We start from the raw sequence: 25,154 nt of genomic DNA, 5'->3' as shown, positions 1-25,154 counted from the left end.
TATTACATAACTTACCCTTCAATTTATAACCACATAAGGGCCAGAAGAATGCAAAAAACCATCACCCGCGTCACCGGCGCGCTTGCAATCGGTTCCATGCTGCTGATGACAGCCCCGGCACTGGCGGCCGGAAAAGACAAGACGTCCACCGCGCATAGTCACAGCCACGACCACAGCCATGGCCAGACCGAAGCCGAGAAACAGATCTACAAGGGTTACTTCGAGGATGCGCAGGTGAAGCCACGCACGCTTTCAGACTGGGAAGGTGACTGGCAGTCCGTCTATCCCTATCTGCTGAACGGTTCTCTCGATGGGATCATGGCGGAGAAGGCAGCCCACGGCGACAAGACAGCAGCCGAATATCGTGCCTATTACGAAATCGGCTACAAAACGGATGTCAATCGCATCACCATCAAGGGCGACAACGTGGCGTTTTATAAGGAAGGCAAACCAGCGCAAGGCACTTATGTCAGCGACGGCCAGGAAATCCTGACCTACAAGAAGGGTAATCGCGGCGTGCGGTACATCTTTAAAAAGACCGGCGGCGATGCGGATGCACCGCAATTCATTCAGTTCAGCGATCACACCATCGCGCCTAAAAAAGCCGGCCATTACCACCTCTACTGGGGCAATGACCGCAAGGCGCTTCTGGACGAGGTGACCAATTGGCCGACCTATTATCCGTTCCAGATGGATGGCCCTGAGATCGTCGAGGAAATGGCGGCGCATTAAGACCGCACTCTTCCTGGTTTTCCGCAGCATGTGGTCAAACCTTGAATTGTCACGATTTCGCCTTCCCCCCAGTGGGGAGAAGGCAACCAATGCGAGTTGATACGGCCCTTTCCCCGCTCACTGCCCCATGGTCGAGCGATGCGCCCAACCGGTCATGCGCTTTTCGAGCCAGGCCATGATCGCATACATGACGATACCTTCCACGGCGAGCATCAACAGACCGGCAAAGACCAGTGGAACGTTGAACTGGCTTTGCGCCGAACTCATCATATTACCGAGGCCATAATTGGAGGCGACGGTTTCCGATACGACCGAGCCGACGAAGGCGAGCGTGATGGCGATTTTCAGCGAGCCGAAGAAGTAAGGCATGGAGCGCGGAATGCCGACCTTCAGCATGATATCCATCTTCCTGGCGCCAAGTGCGCGCAGCACGTCCTCCGTTTCCGGCTCGATGGTGGCCAGACCGGTCGCGACGTTGACGACGATGGGGAAGAAGGAAATCAGGAACGCAGTCAGAACCGCAGGAACAGTGCCGATGCCGAACCAGATGACGAGGATCGGTACCAGCGCCACTTTGGGGATGGCATTAAAACCGATCATCAGCGGATAAAGCCCGGCATAGATGGTTTTCGACCAGCCGATAAAGAGGCCGATGGCGAGACCCGCCGCGACGGCAATCGCAAAACCGAGCGTAGTGGTATAGAGCGTCTGCAGTGAGTTCTTCCAGATCGGCGACCAATATTGCACGATGGCCTGCCCCACACGCACGGGCGACGGCAGAATGGTTGGCGGCATTTTCAGCGCGTAGACCAGCAATTCCCACATTGCAAACAGCGCCAGCGTATATAGCCAGGGGGCGGCCTTCACCCAGTTGACCCGGGCGATCAGCGGTTTCGACGGCGCGGTTGCCATGCTGCTTTCCACAAACGCACTCATGCAGCCACCCTCGCCTGCGCTATCTCGCCATGCAGTTCCTGCACCATGTCGTTGAAACCCTTGTCATACATGATATCCAGCTGGCGCGGCCGCGCGAAAGGCACGCGGTGTTCCGCCAGCACGCGGCCCGGCCTTGCGCTCATCACGAAAATCTTGTCGGCGAGAAAGGTCGCTTCGCGCAGATCGTGTGTCACCAGAATGATGGTAACCCGCTGCGCCGTATGCAGATCACGAATGACGCACCACAGTTCCTCACGGGTGAAGGCGTCGAGCGCGCCGAAGGGCTCATCCAGCATCAGAAGATCCGGCTCGTGGATCAAGGCGCGGCAGAGATTGGCGCGCTGCTGCATGCCACCGGAAAGCTGCCAGGGGAATTTCGAGCCGAAGCCTTTGAGGCCGACGATTTCCAGCAGGCGTTCGGCTTTGGCGACATATTCGGCCTTGTGCGCGCGAAGACGCCGGCGGTGCTTCTCGACGATCTCCAGCGGCAGCAGGATATTTTCGAGCGTCGTGCGCCAGGGCAGCATCGTCGGGTTCTGAAACGCCATGCCGACGATGGAAACCGGTTCCGTGACCTGCCGCCCGGCAACGATGACATTGCCCTTTTGCGGGATATGCAGCCCCGTTACCAGCTTCATCAGGGTCGACTTGCCGCAGCCCGACGGGCCTACGACAGCAGCGAACTCCCCCTTGTCGACCGTCAGGTTGAGGCCGGATACAGCCAGCGTTCCGGCCGCCCCGCCGTAACGCATGTCGACATTGTCTATTTCCACGAGATGTGACATCGCAGTCCCCTTTTCAGCCCCCCAAGCTATTTAAAAATTGCAAACCGCCCGGACCGGCAAGCGATCCGAGCGGTCGCCGTGACCTCAATCAGGGGAGCATGCGCTCTTGCTTGGGCGGCAGGTAAGCCGCGTCGAAGACCTGCTCTGCCTTGACGTTGCCCTTCAGACCCATGGAAACTTTCAGGGTCTCGAGGGAGGCAGCAAGCCGGGCCGGATCGACACCACCCATGCCATTTTCCACCACATAGGGTGTCTTGATGTTCATGCTGTTGGCCATGTTGAGGCGTTCCAGCTCAATCGCGCTGTCGAGCGTCTCGTTACGCTTGAGCACGGCCGCCACACCCTCTTCAGGGGTCTTGACGGAATCGGCGAAGCCCTTGGCCAGCGCCTTGAGGAAACCCTTGACGGCATCAGGGTTTTTCTCAGCAAAATCAGTGTTTACCAGCACGGCATTGCCATAAAGATTCAAGCCATGCTCGGCCATCAGGATGGTCGAGATATCGTCATCGGCAATGCCCTGTTTTTTCAGGTTGAGGATCACCGAAAAGGCAAAACCGAAGACGCCGTCGACATCGCCCTTGGCGAGCATCGGCTCACGCACCGGAAAGCCGATCGATTCGATCTTGATCTTGCTGTCGTCCAGCCCGGCGACCTGCTTGAAGGCTGGCCATTGCGCAAAAGCGCCATCCGGCGGCGGCGCGCCGAGTTTCTTGCCTTCCAGCGACTTCGGGTCGCCAGTGACACCAAGCGACTTGCGGCCGACGACGGCAAATGTCGGGCGTTCATAGACCATGTAAACGGCCTTGACCTTCTGGCTCGGATCCTCATCGAGGAACTTAATCACCGAATTGATGTCGCCGAAACCCATCTGGTAAGCGCCGGTCGCCACGCGCGGAATGGCCTCCACCGAGCCGTTGCCGCTGTCGATCGTCACGTCGAGGCCCTCGGCCTTGAAGTATCCCTTGTCCAACGCCAGCAGGAAACCTGCGGCAGGTCCCTCGAATTTCCAGTCGAGCGTGAATTTCACCGGTGTTTCGGCATGGGCGCTCGTTACCGGCAGCGACAGCCCGGCAGCGGCACCGACTGCAGCAATGGCCAGAGCTCTCGACAACAACCTACGCGTTAATATCATCTATTCCCCCTGATGGTTATGGTTGGATTGGTTGCATAAGACCCAATTCCAGCCATCAAGGCAAGATAAAATTGCATACAAAATAGCCGTTATTTTGTATGCTTATTTTAAAGGCACCCATGGTCAACCGGCAGGCAAAAAGCCCGATTTTTGCCCATCACGCATGCAACGAAGCGACAGCAATATCGTTCACGCCGCGAACACAGCGTTCTCACTTGCCGGGGTTGCGGATCAGGCGCAGCGTGGGACAAATAGGGCCACAAACAGCAGGCAAAACGGCGGGGACGGCAAGATGAATTCTGCACTGGGCATACACCACATCACGATGATCACCCGGAAGGTGCAGGCGAATGTCGATTTTTACGCCGGCTTTCTGGGCTTAAGGCTCGTCAAACGTACTGCCGGTTTTGAAGATGCCATGCAGCTTCACCTGCTTTACGGCGACGGAAACGCCTCGCCCGGTTCGCTTTTGACCTTCCTCGTCTGGGAAGACGGTGGGCAGGGCCGCGTGGGTTATGGTCAGACGCTGGAAGTTTCACTGGCGATCGACCCTGCCAGCATTGGTTTCTGGCTGACGCGCGCGCTGAAATTCGGCATCCGCGCCGAGGGACCATCCGACGAATTCGGTACCCCTGTCATCCGGTTGAAAGACCCTGACGGCCTGATCGTCAAGCTGGTCGGCACGAACGCCTTCGCCGATGCCACGCCGCATGTGACAAACGACATCCCCGCAGAAGACGCCATTCGCCGGATTTATGGCGCGACGATGCTGAGCGAGGTGCCGGAAGAAACCGTGGCGTTCCTCACAAGATATTTCGGCTACCGGCAGGAAAGCCAGACAGGCGCGATCCGCCGGCTCGTAGCGCAAAGTGGCGACATCATCGACGTGCGCGATGCGACCGGCTTCTGGTCCAGCGCGCCGGGCACCGGCACTGTTGACCACATCGCTTTCCGCGCGAAGGATCTGGAAGAGTTGAACGCGGTTCTGGCCGAGCTGAAATCGCTTAATTCCAGCACCACGAATGCCCACGACCGGAAATATTTCCACTCGCTTTATGTCCGCGAACCGGGCGGCGTGCTGATTGAAATGGCGACCGACGCTCCCGGCATGACCGTGGACGAACCGCTGGAGGCACTCGGCGAAAATTTGTTCATCCCGCCACTCTTCATGAAGGACGAAGCGGATGTGCGCGTTGCGCTGCCACAATTTTCGATGCCTGGCGAAGAACGTATCGTCTATCGCGACCTGCCCTTCGTGCACCGCTTCTATACGCCCGAAAAGCCGGATGGCAGCACCATCATCCTGCTGCACGGTTCCGGCGGCAGTGAAACCAGCCTGATGCCGCTGGCGCACCGGGCTGCTCCGGGCGCCACGCTTCTCGGCGTTCGTGGCCGCAGCACGGAGGAAGACATCGCCCGCTGGTTCCGGCGTCTGCCCGATTTCAGCTTCGACCAGAAGGATATCGTCTCGGAAGCGGAAGCCTTTGCCGCCTTCATTGACGGCGCCATTCGGTCCTATGGTCTGGATCGTTCGAAGCTGCGCTTCATCGGCCATTCCAACGGCGCAAATTTCTATGCGGCCTTTGCGGCACTCTACCCGGAGCTTGCCGGGGATGCGCTGCTTTACCGCCCGTTGCCGATTCTCGATAGATGGCCGGAAAGTGATCTTACCGGACGCAACTTCCTGCTCGTAGCCGGAGAACGCGACAAATATCGCGACAGAGCGGCAGATGTGCAAGGCAGGCTTGTGGCCGGCGGCGCGCGGGCAGAAGTGCAAATGATCGATGACGGTCACGATCTCGGGTTTGCCGATATCGAAGCGGCACGGCACTGGCTTGCGGCGTGACATCTGACGATACTGCGTTGCCTCGTGGTTTGTTCTCCCCCGCAGGGCAGAAAGCCACGGCAGCGGGATAGGGGGCAAAGGCCGTGAGATGGGCAACGTTTTCCCCTCATCCGACCCTTCGGGCCACCGTCTCCCCGGAGGGGAGAAGAAACAAACGGCAACCTCCCGCATCCCTCAACCAAGCCTTGCATAAATTCGCCAAAACGGCTTTAAAAACAGCTTAGTAATTGGAGAGTCTGTTTGGAAATCCCGTTTCTCATCCTCGCCGTCATCGCAGCCTTCATCTATACGCTGGTCGCAAGCATCCGCAATTCAAGCCGCATCAAGTCGCTGGAGCGTGAGGTTCACGGCCTGAAGCGGCTGATAGCCACCGGGGCGGCCTCTCCTCTTGCCGCACAGGCGGAGGTGGATGCAGCCGCGGAAAACCCGGATTTCAGGGCGGAAGAAGAAGATCGGGCTTTGCCGGAAGACGAGTTCGTCGAAACGGAATATCCGTCCGAAACCGAAGTGGCCGCTGCCATGGCGCCGGCGGAGAACCTTGCCAGCGGGGAAGAGACACGTGCGCTTTCCACTGAGGCCGCATCCGCGTCAGCCCCGAAGGAAAGCTTCGAAAGCCTGCTGGGTGCACGCTGGGCAGTGTGGGCAGGTGGGCTGGCGCTGGCGCTCGGCGGCATTTTCCTCATCAAATATTCGATCGAGTCTGGGCTCCTGAGCCCGGCCGTGCGGCTTTCGCTCGCCGCCATTTTCGGCCTCGGCCTCGGTCTTGCCGGCGAAGCAATCCGCCGCAGGGCCGTACCTGGTATCGCCACTACCTATTCCAACGCCATGATACCTGGCGTGCTGACGGCAGCAGGTGCACTGACACTGTTCGGCGTTATCTATGCCGCCTACGGCATTTACGACTACATAAGCCCCACCACCGCTTTCATCCTGCTCGGGCTTGTCGCCTTCGGCACCATTGGCCTTTCACTTCTGCACGGGCAGGCGCTCGCCGGTCTTGGCCTTTTGGGCTCGATGCTGACGCCTGCGCTGATCGCCACCGAAACGCCTGATGTCTGGGCGCTGTTTATCTTCCTCACGATCTCCTGGCTCGCGACAGCAGCTGCTGCGCGCAGGCAGCGCTGGACCGTGGCTCCCTCGCTTGCCAATGCCGGTCTCGGCCTCTGGGCGCTCGGCTATATCGCCATCGCCGATACGATCAGTGCCGCACCTCCGGTCCTTGCGCTGCTCGTCATGCTGGCGGGTACGACCTTCCTCTGGCCCGGACGCTATGTCGACACAGCACCTGCCGAAACGGGAGAAACCGTAACTTCCGGGCGGCGCGCCGTTCGCGCCATGCGGCTTTTGCTGCGCCCGTCGCTTTCCATCAATCTCACCGTCTCAATGGCCGTGATCCTGCCTGCATTCAGCTTTCTCGTCATCGGTGCCGGCATCGACCTTCATCCGGCCGTGATTGTCTCAGCGCTCATCGCAGGGCTGGCGGCCCTTGGTGCTTCCCGCCGCAACGCGGTCTGGCCCGCCATTATCGCAGCACTTGGCGCGCAGGCTGCGGTCTCGCTGATGTCTCGCTCCGGGCTCGATTTCATCGGCATCATCAACGATACCTCGATTGCGCTGCCGCCGGTGCGAACCGGCTACATGGCTGAAATTGCCATGGCGCTTGGTCTTGGCGCCATTCTTTTGCTCTGCGGTTTTTCCTTCCTGAAACGCAAGGGCGCGGACGATCCGGATTTCGCCCAGCTCTGGGCGGGGATTGCAGCTCTCTTCCCGGTCTGGCTCGGAACCGCGAGCTTCGTCGAATATGGAAATCTCGGTCGTGACTGGCTGCACGCGGCCTATGGCCTCGGCCTCGGTTTCGTGCTGATCGCCGCTGCCGAATGGCTGCACCGACAAAACAACGAGGCCTATCGCAAGCCGCTCAACATCCTCGTGCTCGGCTCGTTTGCCGCATTCGCGCTTAGCCTGCACACGCTGACTGAGGGGCTTACGACAACCATACTGCTTTCCGTCATCGGTTTCGGTTATGTGCTGGCAACCCGCCAGCGCAACTGGGATGTGCTGCCCTGGGTCATGGCGGTGGCAAGTGTTGCCGTTCTTGGCCGCATCGCCTGGGAGCCGACCATCGTCGGGCCGCAAAATCTTGGGCTCACGCCGGTCTTCAACGCGCTTCTGCCGGGTTACGGCATTCCGGCGCTGCTCGCCATCGTCTCCGCCTGGATGCTGCGCGACTGGCCGGGCTTCCGGGCAAAGAACTTCCTGCAGGCCATCGCCAGCCTGATGGGCCTGCTGGCGGTCTCAATCCTCATCCGCCATGCGATGAATGGCGGCACACTGGACGAAAGCGTGCCGACGCTTGGCGAACAGTCGATCTATACGCTGCTGACCATCGGTTTTTCAGGCGTTCTGATGACGCTCGATTTGAAGAGCCCCAGCCCCGTCTTCCGTTACGGCTCGATGATTGCAGGCGTTATCGCCGTCATCAACGTGCTGGTGATGCATTTCTTCACGCTGAACCCCTATTTCACCGGCGAAAATACCGGCCGCATCCCGTTCCTCAACCTGCTGCTGATCGGTTACCTGCTGCCGGCGCTCGCCTATGGCGGCCTTGCCTATTACGCACGCGGCAAGCGGCCTGCGGCCTATGTCAGCCTGCTGGCCGTGGCGGGTGCCGCACTCGGCTTTGCCTGGGCCACGCTTTCGGTCCGCCGTTTCTGGCAGGGTGAAGACATTGCCAACTGGAAAGGCTTCCTGCAGGGCGAGACCTACAGCTACTCGGTGGTCTGGCTGTTGATAGGCGTATTGCTGCTCATCGTCGGTTCGCGCTTCAATGCGCGCAGCCTGCGTCTGGCATCCGCCGCCTTCGTACTGATCTCCGTCGCCAAGGCATTCCTGATCGACATGAGCAATCTTGAGGGCGTGCTGCGGGCGCTGTCCTTCATCGGGCTTGGCGCCGTGCTGATCGGCATCGGTCTGTTCTATCAGAAAATCCTCACCCGGCAGCCGAAGACATGATCCCGGCTGAGGCTTTTGCGCCCTATGCGGCGCTTGCGCAGGACCTTATCCCGCATGCCGCCGATGCGGGCGACGGCTCGCACGATCTTGCCCATATCCACCGCGTCTTCCGCAACGCCATGCGCATCCATGCGGGCGAAGGCGGCGATGGCACGGTGCTGGCGGCCAGCGTGCTTTTGCATGATTGCGTGGCGGTGGAGAAGAACTCGCCGCTTCGCGCGCAGGCCTCACGTCTTGCGGCGGAAAAAGCCTCCGGCATTCTGGCCGGGCTTGGCTGGCGTCAGGCCGATATTGACGCTGCCGCGCATGCCATCACCACCCACAGTTTTTCCGCCAATATCGAGCCGCAGACGCTGGAGGCAAAAATCCTTCAGGATGCCGACAGACTGGACGCCATCGGCATGGTGGGGGCAGCGCGCTGCTTTTATATTGCCGGGCGCATGGGTTCGGCGCTTTACGACCCGGCCGATCCGCTGGCAAAGGACCGTCCGCTTGATGATCGCGCCTTTGCCATCGACCATTTCGAAACCAAGCTGTTCAAGCTTGCTGATGGTTTCCGCACCGAAACCGGGCGAGAACTGGCAAAGGCCCGCCATGAGCGGCTGAAACAGGTGCTGGACCTGTTTCTCGACGAAATCTGAGGAGACCTGAATGCGTGTTACCGAACTCAACATCTACCCGCTGAAAAGCGCGCGCGGCATTGTCCTCTCGAAAAGCGATGTTTCGGCGGAAGGCCTGCCTGGCGACCGGCGCGCCATGCTGACCGACCCTTCGGGCCACTTCATCACCCAGCGCGAATTGCCTGTCATCGCCACGGTTCTGGCACAGCACGCGGATGGCGGCATGGTGCTTTCGCGGGAAACGAATGGCGAGATTTTCGCCAGGCCTTCCGGCGAGCGCATGGATGTGGCGGTGTGGAAATCGGTCGTCAGCGCCAATATCGCCGATAGCGAAACCAACGACACACTGTCTGAGTGGCTTGGGCGTGAGGTGAAGCTGGTGTTCTTCGACGACATCGCAAAACGCATCGCGAGCCTTGAATGGACCGGCAACGAAACGCCCGTCACTTTTGCCGACGGTTACCAGATCCTCGTCACCACCACCGCTTCACTTGCAGCCCTTAACGACAATATGCGTGCGAATGGCGAGGACGCCGTTGGCATGGAGCGGTTCCGGCCCAATATCGTGCTGGAAACGGAGGAGCCGTGGGCGGAAGATCGCTGGGCGGCGATCGAGATCGGCGGCATCCGCTTCGACCTCGTCAAGCCCTGCGCCCGCTGCATCATGACGACGCAGGACCAGATCACCGGCTCCCGCGACGTGCCCTCGCCCATGAAAGCCATGGGCCGCATCCGCATGTCCGGCGACCGGCGGGTGCCCGGCCCGCTCTTCGGCTGGAATGTCACGCCGCGCGGCGAAGGCAGGCTGTCTGTCGGCGATGTGGCAAAGGTGGTTGAGGAACGCGCCGACGGCTGGGCGATCAAAAGGCGCTAGAGCCGGTCCAACCTCGCTCCCTCATTCCTGTGCTTGTCACCGGAATCCAGCCGACGCGCGTCTGCGCGACGGGAAAGACTCCTTTCAGCCCAAAGACTTGGGCTGGCCGGATCCCTGTGACAAGCACAGGGATGAGGATACCACGGAGCACTATGGACGACGGCAAGCATCCAGCCCGACGCACCGATCTCAATCCATCATATCGCGCACGCCGTGCAACGCCGCTCTCCTATCAAGGCTTCTTCGCACCGACGATCAGGAAAATCGGGCGGCGGTCTTCGTGTTTCATCTCCGGCCGCTCCGCCAGCAGGGCGGGATCGGGCCTCGGTTCCGCGAGCCGCGTGATCGCAAAGCCGGAAGTCAGCAGGGCGTTGAGAATGCCTGACACCGTGCGGTGATATTTGACGACATCATCCGCCATCCAGTTGGAATGGCGCACGCCCTCGTTCTGATAACTATCGAGCGGCCAGTGCAGTATTTCGCCATCTTCGCCGTAGAACCAGTCCTGTTTATCCAGCGCCGTGAACACGGGATGCTCGATGGAAAAGATGAAGTCGCCGCCGGATTTCAACACGGAGAAAACTCTCGCGAATGCCGCATCCAGGTCGCGGACGTAGTGCAAAGCGAGTGAGCTCAGTACCAGATCGAAGCTTTCCGGCGCAAAATCGATGTCCTCGATCGCGGCGCGGCGATATTCGATGCCGGGGCCGCCGTTTATCTCTGCGGCGCGGCGCAGCATATTTTCCGACAGATCGACCCCGATGACATGCGCCGCGCCCTGCTCTACGGCATGGCGGCAATGCCAGCCAAAACCGCAACCGAGATCAAGAACGGTCTTGTCTTTCAGCGTTGGCAACATGGCGCGCAGCTCATGCCATTCGCCCGCCTGACGCAGTCCCTCCAGAGAGCGTGGCATGGCGCTGTAGCGCTCGAAAAACTGCGGGTCGTCGTAAATATTCTGCTTCATCGTTGCCTCACCTTGCCCGATGGCATTTCACCTGAGTGTCTCATCAATCGCACGAATAGTGCCGTCAAGAAAAGTTGCTAGTGGGCCAGCCTTGCAAAAGATAATATTCCTCTCATCAAAGGGGAATTTTGCGGCACAGCGTCCCACGGGGCGAGGCGCTGCATCGGGAGAGTTTTCATGTCGCAAGCCACACGCCAAACCATGCCCTGGGCGATCATCGTCGCCGGGTCGCTGATCGCGGTCATGACCTTCGGGCCACGCTCGGCGATGGGCTTTTTCCAGCTACCCATGCTGGCCGATACCGGCTGGGACCGCTCCACCTTCGGACTTGCCATGGCGTTGCAGAATCTGTTCTGGGGTCTCGGCCAACCCTTCTTCGGCGCCATCGCCGATAAATTCGGTACGGGGCGCGTACTCGTGCTGTCAGGCTTTCTCTATGCGGCTGGCCTCATCTGCATGTCCTTCGGCACTTCGCCCTTCTGGCTGCATTTCGGTGGTGGCGTGCTTGTCGGGCTTGGCATTGCCGCTGGTTCATTCAGCGTCATTCTTTCGGCCTTCGCGCGGCATGTTACGCCGCAGCAACGCTCGCTTGCCTTCGGCATCGGCACCGCGGCGGGATCGGCGGGCATGTTCCTGTTTGCGCCAATCAGTCAGGGCCTGATTTCCACCTATGGCTGGTCGGACAGTCTCGTCTGGCTTGCCGTGATGATGATGCTGGTGCCGCTGCTGGCCTATCCGATGCGCGGCAATTCCTCGTCCGGCAGCCAGTCGCAGACGCAATTCAAGCAGACGGCAGGCGAGGCGCTGAGAGAAGCGCTCGGCCACAAGAGCTATCTGCTTTTGACCACCGGCTTTTTCGTCTGCGGTTTCCAGGTGGCCTTCATCACCGCGCATTTTCCGGCCTATCTCGGCGATATCGGCATCGAACCCCGCTATGCGGTCATCGCCATGGCGCTGATCGGCTTCTTCAACATCATCGGATCGCTGGCCGCCGGCGTCATTGCCCAGCGTTACTCGAAACCCTATCTGCTGGCCTATATCTATATCGCCCGCTCAATCGCCGTCACGGCTTTCCTGCTTCTGCCGCAAACGCCGCTTTCGGTCATCATCTTCGCGGCCGTGATGGGCATCCTGTGGCTTTCCACCGTGCCGCCGACCAATGCGCTGGTGGCGATCATGTTCGGCACGCGCCATCTCGGCATGCTGGGTGGCGTCGTATTCCTGTCGCATCAGATCGGCTCGTTCCTCGGTGTCTGGCTGGGCGGCTTCCTTTACGACAAGCTCGGCTCCTACGATCTCGTCTGGTGGCTCGGCGTCGGCATGGGTATTTTTGCGGCCATCGTGCATTGGCCTATCCAGGAACGACCGGCACCTCGGCCAGCAATGGCCTGAGGCTATACCGCCTTATCGAGCGCAGGCAGCACCGCCTTGCGCTCCAGTGCCTTCAACGCCGCCTGCACGAAACCGTCGCGGGCGGCGTTTTCATTGAGGCCGCGTGGATCATAGACATGGCGGTTGAGGAAATGGGCGGTGAGACGGAAGGCAGCCGCGAGGCTGTCGCGATCGGCGGCCTTCGACTGACCTTCGCTCAGGAAAGCGGGAAGCGAAAGCATACGCGCCGCATAGGGCGCCCCCGCCGTACTACAGACCGCCCTGCCCGTTTTGGGCGATACATAGATGAGATCGGTGCGCAGGCCCGTTGCCGCGCATTCCGTGAGATCGAGACCGAAACCGAGATCGTTCAGCACCGCCAGCTCGAACCGTACGAACAATTCGCCAGCATCGACCGGATCATGGAGATTGTCGAGAATGACGTCGAGCGCCTGATAGAGATGCGGATGCGGGTCACGCTCCGGCAAAAGGCGCAGCAACGCGCCCATGGCCTGCACGCCATACACGGCGGTTGCCGTTTCCATCAGTTGCGCCGCCCGCAATTGCAAAGGCTCAATGCGGAATTCGCCGAGATGGTCGTCAAGCCGCGCCCGCCAGATCACATCCACCCGGTTTCCCGCCTGCAGCACCGGCTGCATGCTGCGGGAGCGCCCGGCGCGCACCATCCCCAGATGGCGGCCGCGCAAACGGGTCATCACCTCGGCGATGACGCTGGTCTCGCCATGACGCTTTACGCCGAGAATGATTGCCTCGTCCTGCCACTGCATGAAATCTGTCCGAATTCCGATTCAAGCCTGATCATAACCGATCTGACGGCGAAACGTTATTCTTTTACGGTGTCGCGCGCCGCAGCAACGAGCGTCGTCACGAAATCGGCGATTTCGTTTTCACCGAAAGGCTTGCCCAGCAGAGGCGCATGCACGAGATCTTCGGGGAAACCACTCGTGTCGCCATAACCGCTGACGAAACCGAAGGGAATTCCGTGATCGCGCAGGTGGCGGGCGAAATCGTAACTCTTGCCGTCGGAAAGGCTGACGTCGAGAAGCACGCAATCGGCGCCATCCCGACCTAATGCGTCCTGTGCCTGCGCAAGTGTCGTCGCAATCGTGATGGTTTCAACGCCGATGGACTGGAGAACCGCCTCGACGTCAAGCGCCACCAGATATTCATCTTCAACGATGATGCAGCGTTGTGGCACCATGTTTCTTCTTCTTTCAACGTGAAGGGAACCAGACGGATTTGCGCCGCTGTCGCCACTGTGATTTTCAAGCGCCATGTCGATAGAGTTCGCAAATTACGGACCCAACGTCATTTAAAAAAGACATGTCAAAAAAAGATCAGATGAAGGGTCTTGGCCGCTTTTCATCGTTTTGCCAACCGGCAACATGGCTCAGTCCGGCATCGTCCAGCACCAGACAGCCCTTGTCCGTCCAGCGAATCAGACCGCGATCGACAAGCTTTCTCAAGGTCTTGTTGGTGTGGACGATGGAGAGGCCGAGCGTATCGGCAACATGCTGCTGGGTTACCGGGATCGGCGTTTCGCCCTGCACGAGATTAACCGCCTTTGCCTTGCTGTAAAGGAACGCGATGAGGTAGGCGGCACGCTCGATCGCTGTGCGCCGGCCGATGCTGAGCAAGTGGTTGTCGAGCATGCGCTCCTCGCTTGCTGCAATCCACGTCAGGTCATAGGCAAGTGTCGGATGATCGGTGAAAAGGTTGTTGAGTCGCGAGCGCTCGAAGACACACAGCGTCACCGGCGACAGCGCCTCCACCGAATGCTGCATTTCCCCCATGACCGTGCCCTGCAGGCCGACGAGATCGCCTGGCATGACATAATTGAGGATCTGCCGCCTGCCGTCTTCCAGTGTTTTATAACGGAAAGCCCAGCCTTGAAGGACAGTGTAGAGATGGGCGCTGTGCGACCCTTCCATCAAAATGACGGAACCGCTTTCGACCGCCAGTTCTCCCGTCTTGAAACGGGAGACGAAATCCAGTTCGGAAGAGGAAAAGTCCCTGAAATGCGGCAGGTCGCGCAAGGGACAGTGCTGACACGGGGTGGTGGAAATTCCGTTCGGTTTTTTTGGCGACATGAATATCCATCATCGAAAAAAGGTTGCGCCCAATCGTTTTGGAACAACCCACCCGAATGCATTCGGTTCCCGATAAAAGGTTGAAGATATTCAGAATGTTCGTTGTGTGTCGTTCCGTTTCCGGCCGGCACATCCACATTCCTGTGCCTGTCACAGGAATGTGGGAGGAACCGGATGTGCCTTATCCCCGCGGAAATTCCAGGCCCATTTCGCGGAAACGCTCGGGATCGTCGCCCCAGTTTTCGCGAACCTTGACGAACAGGAAGAGGTGGACCGGCTGTTCGAGGATTTCAGACAGTTCCTTGCGCGAGGCGGTGGAGATCGCCTTGATCGCGTCGCCGTTCTTGCCGAGAGCGATCTTCTTCTGGCTGTCGCGCTCGACATAGATCACCTGCTCGATGCGCACGGAGCCGTCCTTGCGCTCTTCCCACTTCTCCGTCTCGACATGCGAGGCGTAGGGAAGCTCCTGATGCAGACGCAGGAACAGCTTTTCGCGGGTGATTTCGGCGGCGAGCTGGCGCATCGGCAGATCGGAAATCTGGTCTTCCGGATAATACCACGGACCTTCCGGGAGGGTATCGACCAGATAATCCATCAGGTCTTCGCAGCCAGAGCCGTTGGTGGCCGAAATCATGAAGGTCCGGTCGAAGGTTACGTGCTCGTTAGCGGCGGCGGCAAGCTTCAGCAGGTCTTCGCGCTTCACCTGGTCGATCTTGTTGAGGCAGAGGATTTTCTTCTGCGGAACATCCTTCAGCCCCTCGAGAATCGCTTCCGCATCACCCTTCAGGCCGCGTTCGCTGTCGATCAGCAGCAGGATGAGATCCGCATCCTTCGCGCCGCCCCAGGCCGAGGTGACCATGGCGCGGTCGAGCCTGCGGCGCGGCTTGAAGATGCCGGGCGTGTCCATGAAAACAATCTGCGCATTTTTGTGAATGGCGATGCCGCGCATCACGGCTCGCGTCGTCTGTACCTTGTGGCTGACGATCGAAACTTTTGCACCCACCAGCCTGTTGACCAGCGTCGACTTGCCGGCATTGGTCGGGCCGATGAGGGCCACGAAGCCGGAGCGGGTCGGAAGGGCGATGTCTTCGCCGGCAACGGCGGGGTTTTCGTGATCGGTCATGATATCCATTCAAGGTCTGAGGTATTCAACATGCGGCCACAAGGCTCGCCATGCGCTCGATTTTAGCGCCACTATCTTTTGGGCGCTCAGTTCTAGGTGGAGCTTTTCTGCCAGACGCCTTCGCGTTCCAGCAATCTGGTTGCTGCCACCTGTTCGGCTGCGCGCTTGGAGCGCTCGACGCCGGTTTCCGGCTTTACGCCGGGAATTTCCACCGTCACGGTGAAGCTTGGATCGTGATCCGGTCCGGAGCGATCGTCAACCCGGTAAGCGGGCGTCACCGCAAATCTGGCATGCGCCCATTCCTGCAATTCAGTCTTGGCATCGCGCCGTCCGGCATCCACGCGCGTTGCGCGGCCCTGCCAGTATTTCAGAATGAACTTGCGGGATGCTTCCAGACCACCATCCAGATAAAGAGTGGCGATCAGGCTTTCGACCACATCGGCGCGCACGTTCAGCATTGCCTTGCCGGTCAGCTTCTTCACATCCGATCCGGTGCGAATGAAATTATGCAGGCCCATCTCGTCGCCGATAGTGGCGCAGGATTCGGCGCTGACAAGCTGGTTGAGGCGAACCGAAAGCTCACCTTCGCTGGCGTTGCGGAAGGTGGAGAACAACAGCTCGGCAACACAAAGGCCGAGAACGCGGTCGCCCAAAAACTCCAGCCGCTCGTAATTGCCCGCCGCAGCGGAACGGGCACTCGCATGGGTCAAGGCCCGGTCGAGCCGGGCCTTTTCCTTGAATTCATATCCGATCAACGCTTCGAGACGGGAAATCTCCGCAATCGACAGCGGCTTGGTCTTACTCATCCCACAACCTTGAAGAGACGGTCCCAGCGCATGTTGGACGGCCAGTCCCAAATGCGGCTGAACGGCGTGTCATTGCCCAGCGAGAAGAAGATGACGCTGGCGCGGCCGATCAGGTTTTCTTCCGGCACGAAACCGACATCGAAACGGCTGTCGAGCGAGTTGTCGCGATTATCGCCCATCATGAAATAATGGCCTTCCGGCACCAGGAATTCGCGGGTGTTGTCGCCGCGCGAATCGGGCGACTGGTCGAGCGTGTCGAAGGTAACGCCATTATCGAACGTTTCACGGAACACCGGTACATTGGCGCCCGGATCGGCACGGTAATCGGAGGTGAAGGTGCCGTCAGGCTGCTTCGGAACCGGCTGGCCGTTGATGAACAGCACGCCGTTCGTTACCTGGATGCGGTCACCGGGCAAGCCGACGAGACGCTTGATGTAATCGACTTCAGGATTGGGCGGCAGGCGGAAGACCACGACATCGCCGCGCTTGGGCTTGCTGAATTCGAGGATACGGCCTGAAAACAGGTTCGGCGAAAAGGGCAGCGAATATTTCGAATAGCCGTAGGAGAACTTGTTGACGAAAAGATAGTCGCCTACCAGCAGCGTCGGCATCATCGACCCTGAAGGGATCGTGAAGGGCTGAAACAGCACGGTGCGGATGACCATGGCCAGCAGCAGCGCCTGAATGATGACCTTGACGTTTTCCCAGAGGGCGTTCTGCTTCTTTTCAGCTTTTTCGGACACTTAAAGACCTGCCTGATTGTTTACCGGTTCCTGCGATTTGACGGAGGCGTCCGGGCCGTTGTTGCTCGCGACTGCGGCGGGGTGAAGCAATTTTTCACGCAGCCAGCGACGCTTTCATATTTCTGCGACTTCTCTAGAACCTTTCCAGCCGGAAGGGAAGCGCTTCTGTCATACGCCTGCAAATAGGCCGCCAATGCGGCAGCCGCCGGTCTCAGTCGCTCACGGGAAGCGCCTCGATAATCACAAATGCCTGAGCGTAAGGGTAATCGTCCGTGATGGTCAGATGGATATTGGCGCGGTGACCGGCGGGCAGCATGGCCGCCAGCCTTTCTGCGGCACCGTTGGTGAGCGCCATGGTCGGCTTGCCGCCCGGCAGATTGACGACCCCCATATCCTTCCAGAAAACGCCGTTCGCAAGGCCGGTTCCGAGCGCCTTGGAACAGGCTTCCTTGGCGGCGAAACGCTTGGCGTAGGATGCCGCGCGGTTCTTGCGGCCATCGGACTTGGCGCGCTCGATATCGGTGAAACAGCGGTGCGTGAAACGTTCACCGAAACGGGTGAGCGAATGTTCGACGCGGCGGATATCGATCAGGTCGCTGCCCAATCCAAGGATCATTTCAACATCTCCAGAGACGCGTTTTTATTGGCGGCGCGATGCGCGAGATTTTCCATCTTGCGGCGCTGGAAACCGCTGATGAGGCTGTAGACGGTGATATAGGCGATGACCGCACTCACGGCCGCAGGCAGAAGCGCACCGACGGTCATGGGTTCCAGCACCGGCCTCCATATCTGCCGGAATTCGAGGTGGCTGAACAGCGCAACGAAATCCACATGCACACCCCCCGCCTCCTTCTGTCGTCCGAGCAGGAAATGCCCGAGTTCCCAGGTGGACGCCCAGATGAACGGAAATGTCAGGGGATTGGCGAAGGTGGTGCCGAGTGCCGCCGCAACGAGATTGACGCGCATGAGGAAACCGAGCGCCATGGCGATGATGATATGGACGCCGAGAAATGGTGTCCACGCCACGCCGATACCGAGCGCGACACCGGCAGCAATCGAATGCGGAGACGCGGACAACCGCAGCAGACGCAGCTTCATATAGCGCAGCGAACGGGTAAAACCCGTGCGCGGCCAAAAGAGGTCACGAATCTTCTCTGAAAAACCAACGGGTTCACGGCGGCGAAACGGCATGAGGGCAGTCTATTTCATCGCCCCGGCTGAGCCAAGAGCATCGTATACGTCACGGGGATTTCTTTTGCAGGCGTATTTTCCCCGTCATTCCGGCCTATAGCTGGAATTCCGCCAACACCACGTGGCGTCACCAGAGAATACGAATCTTGCCGAACACTCTGACGTCATCCTCGGGCTTGCCCCGAGGATTTGCAACCGATTGATTGAATGCAAGGTTATCAGATCCCTGGGACGAGCCCAAGGATGACGTCGAGGAAACAAGCACCCTCTCGCCGTCAAATTCGTTTCAAAAGCAGCGTGTCCTATCATTTAGACCGGACAACGGTGAACGCCCGTTCGTAGCGCGCAATCATACAGTCTTACGAGACACGAGAAGGAGTTGTCCGACAACGGCCACCCACCTTCCAAGTCCCATACGCATGGCGAACGGCTGCCATGCGCTGAGTGCATTACCGGCGGAACAGGCCGCGGTCGATTTCGCGCTGGCGGAACTCGAGGTCTACATTCGACACGGAGCCGCTGAGATATTCGAATTCGCGTTCCTGAGTCGTCTTGCCACGAACTGCACGGGCGATCTTGCGAAGCGGAGTAAACATGATTTCATGTCCTTTCAGTTTGGAAATGGCGTTTCTCATCGGTGTAGGACCACCGGCACGCCGCGTTTTCCGTTTTCAATTTCTGAAAGGAAGATAGTCGCAAACCACATGCGAGACCAGAGACAGTAAAAGGCCGCTGCCATGCACCCAATGCATAACAGCGGCCTTTTGGAATGTGCGAATGATCAAAAATGCCTCAATCGAAGGCACGTTTGACAGTCGATACGCAATCGAGGTCTTTCAACTGCGACAGCAGCTGGTTGAGTTGCCGCAAATCCCAGACTTCGACATCCAACGCCAGTTCGGAGAAATCCGTGCCGATGCGGACCATATTCAGGGCGCGTATGTTGACATCCAGCGTCGCGATCGATTGCGCCACGGAGGCGAGCGTGCCGGGTTCGTTCAGCGCGTTGATCATCACCCGCGCCATGAAGCGCGACTTGTTCGCCTCATCAAGATCCCAGCGGACATCAATCCAGCGCTCCGGCTCATCGTCGAAACGCTGCAACGCCGGCGCCTGAATGGGATAGATAGTGATGCCCTTGCCTTTTTCCATGATGCCGACGATGCGATCGCCCGGAACGGCGCCGGCGGCACCGAAATGCACATCGACATTGCCGGAAAGGCCACGGATGGGCAGCGGGTCCGGCCCATCGAGCATTTCGGTTGCGCCATCGTCCTCCAGAACGGAGCGCGACTTTCCGGGGATCTTGAAGACCATGCCGGAGGCGCTGCGCATGTTGAACCAGCCGTCGTCGCCGGTCATCTTCACCGTCACGCGCTCGTCCTGATAATCCGGATAGACCGCACGCAGCACATCGAGCGAGGAGACCTCGCCGCGCCCGACGGCGGCGATAGCGTCTTCCACATCCTTCTGCGCCAGACGATGCAGCACAGGTTTCAGCGCTTCACGCGAGAAGGCCTTGCCGGCACGTTCGAAAGTGCGCTCCAGAATACGGTAGCCGAGACCGGAATATTGCTTGCGGATGGCCATGCGCGTGGCGCGGCGGATGGCCGAGCGGGCCTTGCCCGTCACCACCACCTCTTCCCATGCGGCGGGCGGAACCTGCACGCCGGAGCGGATGATCTCCACCTCGTCGCCGTTGTTGAGCCGGGTCACAAGCGGCATGATCCGCCCGTTGATCTTGGCGCCAACAGTGGTGTCGCCGATATTGGTGTGCACCGCATAGGCGAAATCGATGGGGGTGGCGCCACGCGGCAACGCAATCAGCTTGCCCTTGGGCGTGAAGCAGAACACCTGGTCCTGGAACAGTTCCAGCTTGGTGTGTTCGAGGAATTCTTCTGGGCTGTCGCCTTCTGCCAGCGATTCGATGGTGTGGCGCAGCCAGGAATAGGCGTTGCTCTCCGGCGAGAGCAGATCGCCCTCCCCGTTTTCCCCGTCCTTATAAAGCGCATGGGCGGCAATGCCGAATTCGGCGATTTCGTGCATGCGCTTGGTGCGCAACTGCAACTCGATACGCTGGCGCGAAGGGCCAACGATCGTGGTGTGGATGGAGCGATAGTCGTTCTGCTTCGGCGTGGAGATATAGTCCTTGAAGCGGCCGGGTACCACGCGCCAGCGCGTGTGGACGATGCCGAGCGCCCGGTAGCAGGAAGGAATATCGTCCACCAGAATGCGGAAGCCGTAGACGTCGGACAGTTGCTCGAAAGAGAGCGATTTCGACTGCATCTTGCGGAACACCGAATAGGGCTTCTTCTGACGCCCCTTTACGCTGGCGCCGAGCAGGCCGTTCGCCACGAGAAGCTCGCGCAGCTCGTCCTCGATCTTCTTGATGAGCCCTTCGTTGCGCGTTTCCAGTTCCTGAAGGCGGTTGGTCACCGTCTCATAGGCTTCCGGATTGAGGTAACGGAAGGACAGGTCCTCCAGCTCGTCGCGCATGTCCTGCATGCCCATGCGGCCTGCCAGCGGCGCATAGATTTCCATGGTTTCTTCGGAAATGCGGCTGCGCTTGTCAGCCGGCATATATTCCATCGTGCGCATGTTGTGCAGGCGGTCGGCCAGTTTGACCAGAAGAACGCGCACGTCATCGGAAATTGCAAGTAGCAGCTTGCGCAGGTTTTCAGCCTGCTTGGCCTTGCGCGTGACGAGATCGAGTTTCTTGAGCTTGGTCAGCCCCTCCACCAGTCTGCCGATATCCTCGCCGAACAGCTCGTCGATTTCAGCGCGGGTGGCGGTGGTGTCCTCGATCGTATCGTGCAGCAGCGCCACCGCGATGGTCGATTCGTCGAGATGCATTTCCGTCAGGATGGCGGCAACTTCCAGCGGATGCGAGATATAGGGGTCGCCATTGGCCCGCTTTTGCTGGCCATGTTTCTGCATTGCATAAACATAGGCCTTGTTCAGCAGGGCCTCATTCGCATCCGGTTTATATTTTTGAACCCGCTCAACGAGTTCGTATTGCCGCATCATGCGATATTCCACAAAAAGAAAGCGCGCCAACCTTGGGGTCGGCGCACAATGCTGCATCAATAGGGATCAGATTATGACGGCAAATATTGACAGACGGTAACCACCGCCTGCCAATGGCGTCATAAAGTCAGATCAATAGTCGTCATTTTTTTCCGGCGGCACAAGGCCTTCGATACCGGCCAGCAGTTCTTCTTCCGACATCTGGTCGAAAGTAACGGTTTCCGGCTGGTCGTCCTCTTCGCCATCGGCAGTAGCGGAGGCTGCGAGCGTAACCGGATCGGGCTCGGGCTCGTCCACTTCCACATGCTTCTGCAACGAATGGATGAGGTCTTCCTTGAGGTCGTCGGGCGAGAGCATCTCGTCGGCGATTTCGCGCAGAGCGACGACCGGGTTCTTGTCGTTGTCGCGGTCAACCGTGATGGACGAGCCCTGGGAAATCTGGCGCGCACGGTGGCTGGCAAGAAGGACCAGCTCGAAACGGTTGTCTACTTTATCAATGCAATCTTCAACTGTGACGCGGGCCATTGCCTGTCCTTTGCGAGTCGTAATGTCGTGGATCAGAGCGCCGTGCTTTCTTGAGGATGCACAAGGGATGCTCTAACCTATTGAATCTGCGCTTCGTGCCTTGCGAAAAACGCTTTGGATTCCTCGCGACGAAGCCTTCCAGCTTCCGATACAGCCATTGGCCGCGGAATTCAAGTTTTTCCTGTCTTTGGCGTCTTTTGGCACCTTATTGCCCTTGTTTGGCGTCTGATGAACAAAATGTCTAGAAGAATTGTCTTGGAATACGGGTGAAGTTACCTTACTTAAAACGCAACGGCGCTACGCAAAATTCGTTGATACGACATGATTTTTCGCATTTGCGACCGGAAATAAAAGCCAGATAATGGCCTTTCCAAAAAAGGAATGGGATGGAATGTTCGATCCACGGGAGAAAATTGCGCTCTTTATAGATGGAGCCAATCTTTATGCAGCATCTAAAAGCCTGGGGTTCGATATCGACTATCGCAAGCTTCTCAAGGCGTTTCAGAAGCGCGGATACCTGCTGCGCGCCTACTATTACACCGCATTGATCGAGGATCAGGAATATTCCTCGATCCGCCCTCTGATCGACTGGCTGGATTATAACGGCTACAAGGTCGTGACGAAGCCGGCGAAGGAATTCACCGACGCGCTCGGTCGCCGCAAGATCAAAGGCAACATGGATATCGAACTTGCTGTCGATGCCATGGAACAGTCAGAGACCGTCGATCATCTGGTTCTGTTTTCCGGTGACGGCGATTTCACCAAGCTGGTGGACGCGCTTCAGCGCAAGGGCCGCAAGGTTTCCGTGGTGTCCACCATGGCAACGCAGCCCGCAATGATCGCCGACGATCTGCGCAGGCAGGCAGATCACTTCATTGATCTCATGACCTTGAAGGCCGAAATCGGGCGTGACCCCAACGAGCGCCCTGCCCGGCACGTCGAAAGCCCCGAGACGATCTGATCCCGGTTTTTAAGCCGCTGACACAATCAAAACGCGTCCGTCTGCAAGGCGGGCGCGTTTTTGTTTGGCGCCACAACCGTGTATTCCTGCCGGAAAATTCCTCTTAAAATTAACAAACATCAAATTCAGCCAGTCAAAATTATATCTTGGTTAATTTTAGACGTGTCTAAATCACCCAACGGCACCAACGACATGATTTCGGTGTCAAATCAGGATGTTCAGACATGCATGGCCAAGTAAAAACCAATCAACAACTCGACGAAAGACTTAATTTTCTGGGACTTGGCCAGGAGCAACGGCAAAACCTTTCGGACATGAAGGGCGTCATTACAGGCTCTCTCGACGCCTCTCTCGACCGTTTTTATGCGAAGGCGCGTTCCGTGCCGGAAACGGCGAAGTTCTTTGCAAGCGAAGCACATGTCCAGCATGCAAAAGGCATGCAGATGAAACACTGGGCAAGAATTGCCTCCGGCACTTTCAACTCGGACTATACCGATGCCGTGACGGCCATCGGCCGTACCCATGCAAGGCTGGGGCTGGAGCCGAGATGGTATATTGGCGGTTACGCGCTGATGCTTGATGGCATCGTCAAAGCCGTCGTCAATTCGGAACTGAAGGGCCTTTTCCAGGAAAAGAAGGCCAAGAAGCTGAACGACGCCCTGACGGTAACGATCAAGGCCGCCCTTCTCGACATGGACTATTCGATCTCCGTCTACCTCGACGTGCTTGCCGCCGAGCGGCTGAAGGTCGAGGAACAACAGGCGCAGATGAAGAAGGAGCAGGAGCAGGTTCTCGAACTGCTCAACAACGCCCTGAACAAGCTGGCGAATGGCGACCTCACCTCCAGCATCAATGAAAAGACTGCACCGCAATTCGAGGGGCTGATTGCCAATTTCAACGCTGCGGTCGGCAATCTCTCGGGTGCATTCTCGCAGATCGTCGAGGAAGCCAACAAGATATCAGGCAATACGCGCGAACTGACATCCGCGACCGACGACATGGCCCGCAGAACAGAGCAGCAGGCAGCAGCCCTTGAGGAAACCGCCGCCGCCGTCGAGGAAATCACCACCATTTCCAAGCTTTCGGCGCAGCGCTCCGGAGAAGCCAAGGCCATCGTCGAAAGCTCGGCCGCCGAAGCGGCGCGGTCACGGGATGTGGTGACGGAAGCGGTAAAAGCGATGGGCGCCATCGAGGAATCGTCGCAGAAGATCACTCAGATCATCTCCGTCATCGACGAGATTTCGTTCCAGACCAACCTTCTGGCGCTGAATGCCGGTGTGGAAGCCGCGCGTGCCGGTGAAGCAGGAAAGGGGTTTGCCGTCGTCGCCCAGGAAGTGCGTGAGCTGGCGCAGCGTTCAGCCAACGCCGCCAAGGAGATCAAGACCCTCATCACCAAATCCTCGGAGGATGTGATGCAGGGCGTATCGCTGGTCAATAAAACCGGGCAATCGCTGAATACGATCGGCAACAAGGTGGATCATATTCAGGAACATATCACCTCACTGACCAAGGCCGCCCAGGAGCAGTCCGTCGGCATTCAGGAAATCAGTGCCGCCATCAACAGCATGGACAATCTGACCCAGAAGAATGCGGCCATGGTGGAAGAAACCAACGCGGCCACGCACAATCTGAGCGATGTGAGCGCCAATCTGGCGGCACTGGTCAGCCGATTCAGCGTTTCGGCGTCCACGTCCTATGTGGAGCGGACTTATAGGGCGGCGTGAGAGCTGTCTATTGAAGAGGCGAAAGCATCCTCACTCTCATTCCTGTGCTTCTCACAGCAATCTAGCCAGCCCAAGTCCTTGGGCTGAAAACAACTCTCTCGCCGCGCAGACGCTCGGCGGCTTGATTCCTGCGACAAGCGCAGGAATGAGGGAGTAAGCTCTAGGCGTTGTTGCCCTTCAGCAGCCGCGACTTCTGTCGGTTCCAGTCGCGCTCCTTCTCCGTCTCGCGCTTGTCGTGCAGCTTTTTGCCCTTGGCCAGTGCCAGTTCCAGCTTCGCACGGCCCTTTTCGTTGAAATAGACCTTCAGCGGCACCAGCGTCATGCCTTCACGGTTGATACCGGCGCGCAGACGGTTGATCTCGCGCTTGTTCAGCAGCAACTTGCGACGGCGGCGCGGCTCGTGGTTGAACCGGTTCGCCTGCAGATATTCCGGAAGGTGGGAATTGATGAGCCAGATTTCATCGCCCTCGTCCGATGCGTAGGACTCGGCGATGTTCGCCTTGCCTTCGCGCAGCGCCTTGACCTCGGTGCCGGTCAGCACCAAACCCGCCTCATAGGTGTCGATGATTTCGTAGTTGAAACGAGCCTTGCGGTTTTCCGCAACGATCTTGTTCACCACGCGCTGGCTGCCTTTGGGGGCCATGATATTTCAATCCCTTGTTTTTCTT

At 58.7% G+C, this 25,154-nt stretch carries 24 protein-coding genes; 8 read left to right on the top strand and 16 right to left on the bottom strand.

Annotated elements, in window-relative coordinates; all coding sequences use genetic code 11:
• Positions 1 to 48 precede the first annotated feature (48 nt).
• Positions 49 to 732, top strand: a complete 684-nt coding sequence (locus tag CRP02_RS16360; RefSeq protein WP_097171741.1) for a metal-binding protein ZinT — start codon at positions 49 to 51, stop codon at positions 730 to 732.
• A 117-nt stretch (positions 733 to 849) separates the two neighbouring features.
• Here the strand turns inward: CRP02_RS16360 and CRP02_RS16355 are convergent, their stop codons facing one another.
• The 3 genes from CRP02_RS16355 to CRP02_RS16345 all read right to left on the bottom strand — a co-directional run bounded on the left by CRP02_RS16355 (position 850) and on the right by CRP02_RS16345 (position 3,585).
• Positions 850 to 1,668: an ABC transporter permease gene (locus CRP02_RS16355; protein ID WP_003512280.1), complete on the bottom strand. Its 819-nt coding sequence runs from the start codon at positions 1,666 to 1,668 to the stop codon at positions 850 to 852.
• Positions 1,665 to 2,453, bottom strand: a complete 789-nt coding sequence (locus CRP02_RS16350) for an ABC transporter ATP-binding protein (RefSeq protein ID WP_003512279.1) — start codon at positions 2,451 to 2,453, stop codon at positions 1,665 to 1,667. Before CRP02_RS16350 ends, CRP02_RS16355 begins: the two co-directional genes overlap by 4 nt.
• A gap of 88 nt (positions 2,454 to 2,541) precedes the next feature.
• Positions 2,542 to 3,585: an ABC transporter substrate-binding protein gene (locus CRP02_RS16345; RefSeq protein WP_097171740.1), complete on the bottom strand. Its 1,044-nt coding sequence runs from the start codon at positions 3,583 to 3,585 to the stop codon at positions 2,542 to 2,544.
• Positions 3,586 to 3,877: 292 nt separating this feature from the next.
• Between CRP02_RS16345 and CRP02_RS16340 the strand changes: the two genes are divergently transcribed.
• The 4 genes from CRP02_RS16340 to CRP02_RS16325 all read left to right on the top strand — a co-directional run bounded on the left by CRP02_RS16340 (position 3,878) and on the right by CRP02_RS16325 (position 9,937).
• Entirely contained in the window at positions 3,878 to 5,431 is a 1,554-nt protein-coding gene (locus CRP02_RS16340) for a VOC family protein (protein WP_097103238.1), read from the top strand.
• 240 nt (positions 5,432 to 5,671) lie between these two features.
• Positions 5,672 to 8,443: a DUF2339 domain-containing protein gene (locus CRP02_RS16335; protein ID WP_179784047.1), complete on the top strand. Its 2,772-nt coding sequence runs from the start codon at positions 5,672 to 5,674 to the stop codon at positions 8,441 to 8,443.
• Positions 8,440 to 9,084, top strand: coding sequence for an HD domain-containing protein (locus CRP02_RS16330; RefSeq protein ID WP_097102068.1), 645 nt, complete (start codon positions 8,440 to 8,442; stop codon positions 9,082 to 9,084). Before CRP02_RS16335 ends, CRP02_RS16330 begins: the two co-directional genes overlap by 4 nt.
• 10 nt (positions 9,085 to 9,094) lie before the next feature.
• Positions 9,095 to 9,937 (top strand): MOSC domain-containing protein, encoded by an 843-nt coding sequence (locus tag CRP02_RS16325; protein WP_097171739.1) that lies wholly within the window; start codon positions 9,095 to 9,097, stop codon positions 9,935 to 9,937.
• A gap of 232 nt (positions 9,938 to 10,169) precedes the next feature.
• On the opposite strand, the gene CRP02_RS16315 is transcribed toward CRP02_RS16325, so the two are convergent.
• Positions 10,170 to 10,904: a class I SAM-dependent methyltransferase gene (locus CRP02_RS16315; protein WP_097171738.1), complete on the bottom strand. Its 735-nt coding sequence runs from the start codon at positions 10,902 to 10,904 to the stop codon at positions 10,170 to 10,172.
• 177 nt (positions 10,905 to 11,081) lie between these two features.
• On the opposite strand from CRP02_RS16315, the gene CRP02_RS16310 reads away from it, so the two are divergent.
• The gene (locus CRP02_RS16310) at positions 11,082 to 12,296 is read left to right on the top strand and encodes an MFS transporter (RefSeq protein ID WP_065704828.1); all 1,215 of its coding nucleotides are present in this window, start codon (positions 11,082 to 11,084) and stop codon (positions 12,294 to 12,296) included.
• Between the two features lie 2 nt (positions 12,297 to 12,298).
• Here CRP02_RS16310 and recO read toward each other — a convergent pair whose 3' ends face one another.
• The 11 genes from recO to rpoZ all read right to left on the bottom strand — a co-directional run bounded on the left by recO (position 12,299) and on the right by rpoZ (position 21,801).
• Complete coding sequence (gene recO, locus CRP02_RS16305; protein WP_097102061.1) at positions 12,299 to 13,063, bottom strand: DNA repair protein RecO; 765 nt, start codon at positions 13,061 to 13,063, stop codon at positions 12,299 to 12,301.
• A gap of 56 nt (positions 13,064 to 13,119) precedes the next feature.
• On the bottom strand, positions 13,120 to 13,497 hold the full coding sequence (locus CRP02_RS16300; RefSeq protein ID WP_025592901.1) for a response regulator: 378 nt from the start codon (positions 13,495 to 13,497) through the stop codon (positions 13,120 to 13,122).
• Positions 13,498 to 13,633: 136 nt separating this feature from the next.
• Positions 13,634 to 14,386: a Crp/Fnr family transcriptional regulator gene (locus CRP02_RS16295; protein ID WP_003512249.1), complete on the bottom strand. Its 753-nt coding sequence runs from the start codon at positions 14,384 to 14,386 to the stop codon at positions 13,634 to 13,636.
• 181 nt (positions 14,387 to 14,567) lie between these two features.
• Positions 14,568 to 15,518, bottom strand: coding sequence for a GTPase Era (era, locus tag CRP02_RS16290; protein WP_013635798.1), 951 nt, complete (start codon positions 15,516 to 15,518; stop codon positions 14,568 to 14,570).
• A gap of 83 nt (positions 15,519 to 15,601) precedes the next feature.
• Positions 15,602 to 16,315 (bottom strand): ribonuclease III, encoded by a 714-nt coding sequence (gene rnc, locus CRP02_RS16285; protein ID WP_097171737.1) that lies wholly within the window; start codon positions 16,313 to 16,315, stop codon positions 15,602 to 15,604.
• The gene (lepB, locus tag CRP02_RS16280; protein WP_097102059.1) at positions 16,312 to 17,058 is read right to left on the bottom strand and encodes a signal peptidase I; all 747 of its coding nucleotides are present in this window, start codon (positions 17,056 to 17,058) and stop codon (positions 16,312 to 16,314) included. Before lepB ends, rnc begins: the two co-directional genes overlap by 4 nt.
• A gap of 211 nt (positions 17,059 to 17,269) precedes the next feature.
• On the bottom strand, positions 17,270 to 17,674 hold the full coding sequence (acpS, locus tag CRP02_RS16275) for a holo-ACP synthase (RefSeq protein ID WP_003512241.1): 405 nt from the start codon (positions 17,672 to 17,674) through the stop codon (positions 17,270 to 17,272).
• Positions 17,671 to 18,249: a DUF2062 domain-containing protein gene (locus CRP02_RS16270; protein ID WP_097171736.1), complete on the bottom strand. Its 579-nt coding sequence runs from the start codon at positions 18,247 to 18,249 to the stop codon at positions 17,671 to 17,673. The genes acpS and CRP02_RS16270 overlap by 4 nt, the downstream gene beginning before the upstream one ends.
• A 449-nt stretch (positions 18,250 to 18,698) precedes the next feature.
• Positions 18,699 to 18,845: a hypothetical protein gene (locus tag CRP02_RS16265; protein ID WP_003496944.1), complete on the bottom strand. Its 147-nt coding sequence runs from the start codon at positions 18,843 to 18,845 to the stop codon at positions 18,699 to 18,701.
• Between the two features lie 196 nt (positions 18,846 to 19,041).
• A complete protein-coding gene (locus CRP02_RS16260) occupies positions 19,042 to 21,276 on the bottom strand; it encodes a RelA/SpoT family protein (RefSeq protein WP_097103234.1) in 2,235 nt (744 codons plus the stop codon).
• A 132-nt stretch (positions 21,277 to 21,408) separates the two neighbouring features.
• Positions 21,409 to 21,801 carry a DNA-directed RNA polymerase subunit omega gene (gene rpoZ / locus CRP02_RS16255; RefSeq protein WP_003512234.1) on the bottom strand — a complete coding sequence of 131 codons (393 nt, stop codon included), beginning with the start codon at positions 21,799 to 21,801 and terminating at the stop codon, positions 21,409 to 21,411.
• Between the two features lie 391 nt (positions 21,802 to 22,192).
• Between rpoZ and CRP02_RS16250 the strand changes: the two genes are divergently transcribed.
• Positions 22,193 to 22,762 carry an NYN domain-containing protein gene (locus tag CRP02_RS16250; protein WP_013635795.1) on the top strand — a complete coding sequence of 190 codons (570 nt, stop codon included), beginning with the start codon at positions 22,193 to 22,195 and terminating at the stop codon, positions 22,760 to 22,762.
• A gap of 224 nt (positions 22,763 to 22,986) precedes the next feature.
• Complete coding sequence (locus CRP02_RS16245) at positions 22,987 to 24,486, top strand: globin-coupled sensor protein (protein WP_097171735.1); 1,500 nt, start codon at positions 22,987 to 22,989, stop codon at positions 24,484 to 24,486.
• Positions 24,487 to 24,646: 160 nt separating this feature from the next.
• On the opposite strand, the gene smpB is transcribed toward CRP02_RS16245, so the two are convergent.
• The gene (gene smpB, locus CRP02_RS16240; protein WP_003512228.1) at positions 24,647 to 25,129 is read right to left on the bottom strand and encodes an SsrA-binding protein SmpB; all 483 of its coding nucleotides are present in this window, start codon (positions 25,127 to 25,129) and stop codon (positions 24,647 to 24,649) included.
• Positions 25,130 to 25,154: the final 25 nt, after the last annotated feature.

Source organism: Rhizobium sp. AN5, assembly GCF_900215255.1.
In the GTDB taxonomy this organism is placed as follows: domain Bacteria; phylum Pseudomonadota; class Alphaproteobacteria; order Rhizobiales; family Rhizobiaceae; genus Agrobacterium; species Agrobacterium tumefaciens.
The sequence above is the reverse complement of the archived record's forward strand: the minus strand, read 5'-3'. Positions and strand labels throughout refer to the sequence as shown.

Excerpts from the sequence above, each read along its gene's own strand:
- CRP02_RS16270 (WP_097171736.1), bottom strand. The coding sequence starts at position 18,249 with ATGCCGTTTCGCCGCCGTGAACCCGTTGGTTTTTCAGAGAAGATTCGT.
- CRP02_RS16310 (WP_065704828.1), top strand. The coding sequence starts at position 11,082 with ATGTCGCAAGCCACACGCCAAACCATGCCCTGGGCGATCATCGTCGCC.
- CRP02_RS16325 (WP_097171739.1), top strand. The coding sequence starts at position 9,095 with ATGCGTGTTACCGAACTCAACATCTACCCGCTGAAAAGCGCGCGCGGC.
- CRP02_RS16265 (WP_003496944.1), bottom strand. The coding sequence starts at position 18,845 with ATGTTTACTCCGCTTCGCAAGATCGCCCGTGCAGTTCGTGGCAAGACG.
- CRP02_RS16295 (WP_003512249.1), bottom strand. The coding sequence starts at position 14,386 with ATGTCGCCAAAAAAACCGAACGGAATTTCCACCACCCCGTGTCAGCAC.
- CRP02_RS16355 (WP_003512280.1), bottom strand. The coding sequence starts at position 1,668 with ATGAGTGCGTTTGTGGAAAGCAGCATGGCAACCGCGCCGTCGAAACCG.
- era (WP_013635798.1), bottom strand. The coding sequence starts at position 15,518 with ATGGATATCATGACCGATCACGAAAACCCCGCCGTTGCCGGCGAAGAC.
- acpS (WP_003512241.1), bottom strand. The coding sequence starts at position 17,674 with ATGATCCTTGGATTGGGCAGCGACCTGATCGATATCCGCCGCGTCGAA.
- rnc (WP_097171737.1), bottom strand. The coding sequence starts at position 16,315 with ATGAGTAAGACCAAGCCGCTGTCGATTGCGGAGATTTCCCGTCTCGAA.
- recO (WP_097102061.1), bottom strand. The coding sequence starts at position 13,063 with ATGCAGTGGCAGGACGAGGCAATCATTCTCGGCGTAAAGCGTCATGGC.
- CRP02_RS16340 (WP_097103238.1), top strand. The coding sequence starts at position 3,878 with ATGAATTCTGCACTGGGCATACACCACATCACGATGATCACCCGGAAG.
- CRP02_RS16245 (WP_097171735.1), top strand. The coding sequence starts at position 22,987 with ATGCATGGCCAAGTAAAAACCAATCAACAACTCGACGAAAGACTTAAT.
- CRP02_RS16300 (WP_025592901.1), bottom strand. The coding sequence starts at position 13,497 with ATGGTGCCACAACGCTGCATCATCGTTGAAGATGAATATCTGGTGGCG.
- CRP02_RS16350 (WP_003512279.1), bottom strand. The coding sequence starts at position 2,453 with ATGTCACATCTCGTGGAAATAGACAATGTCGACATGCGTTACGGCGGG.
- rpoZ (WP_003512234.1), bottom strand. The coding sequence starts at position 21,801 with ATGGCCCGCGTCACAGTTGAAGATTGCATTGATAAAGTAGACAACCGT.
- CRP02_RS16250 (WP_013635795.1), top strand. The coding sequence starts at position 22,193 with ATGTTCGATCCACGGGAGAAAATTGCGCTCTTTATAGATGGAGCCAAT.
- CRP02_RS16315 (WP_097171738.1), bottom strand. The coding sequence starts at position 10,904 with ATGAAGCAGAATATTTACGACGACCCGCAGTTTTTCGAGCGCTACAGC.
- CRP02_RS16345 (WP_097171740.1), bottom strand. The coding sequence starts at position 3,585 with ATGATATTAACGCGTAGGTTGTTGTCGAGAGCTCTGGCCATTGCTGCA.
- CRP02_RS16330 (WP_097102068.1), top strand. The coding sequence starts at position 8,440 with ATGATCCCGGCTGAGGCTTTTGCGCCCTATGCGGCGCTTGCGCAGGAC.
- CRP02_RS16260 (WP_097103234.1), bottom strand. The coding sequence starts at position 21,276 with ATGATGCGGCAATACGAACTCGTTGAGCGGGTTCAAAAATATAAACCG.
- CRP02_RS16360 (WP_097171741.1), top strand. The coding sequence starts at position 49 with ATGCAAAAAACCATCACCCGCGTCACCGGCGCGCTTGCAATCGGTTCC.
- smpB (WP_003512228.1), bottom strand. The coding sequence starts at position 25,129 with ATGGCCCCCAAAGGCAGCCAGCGCGTGGTGAACAAGATCGTTGCGGAA.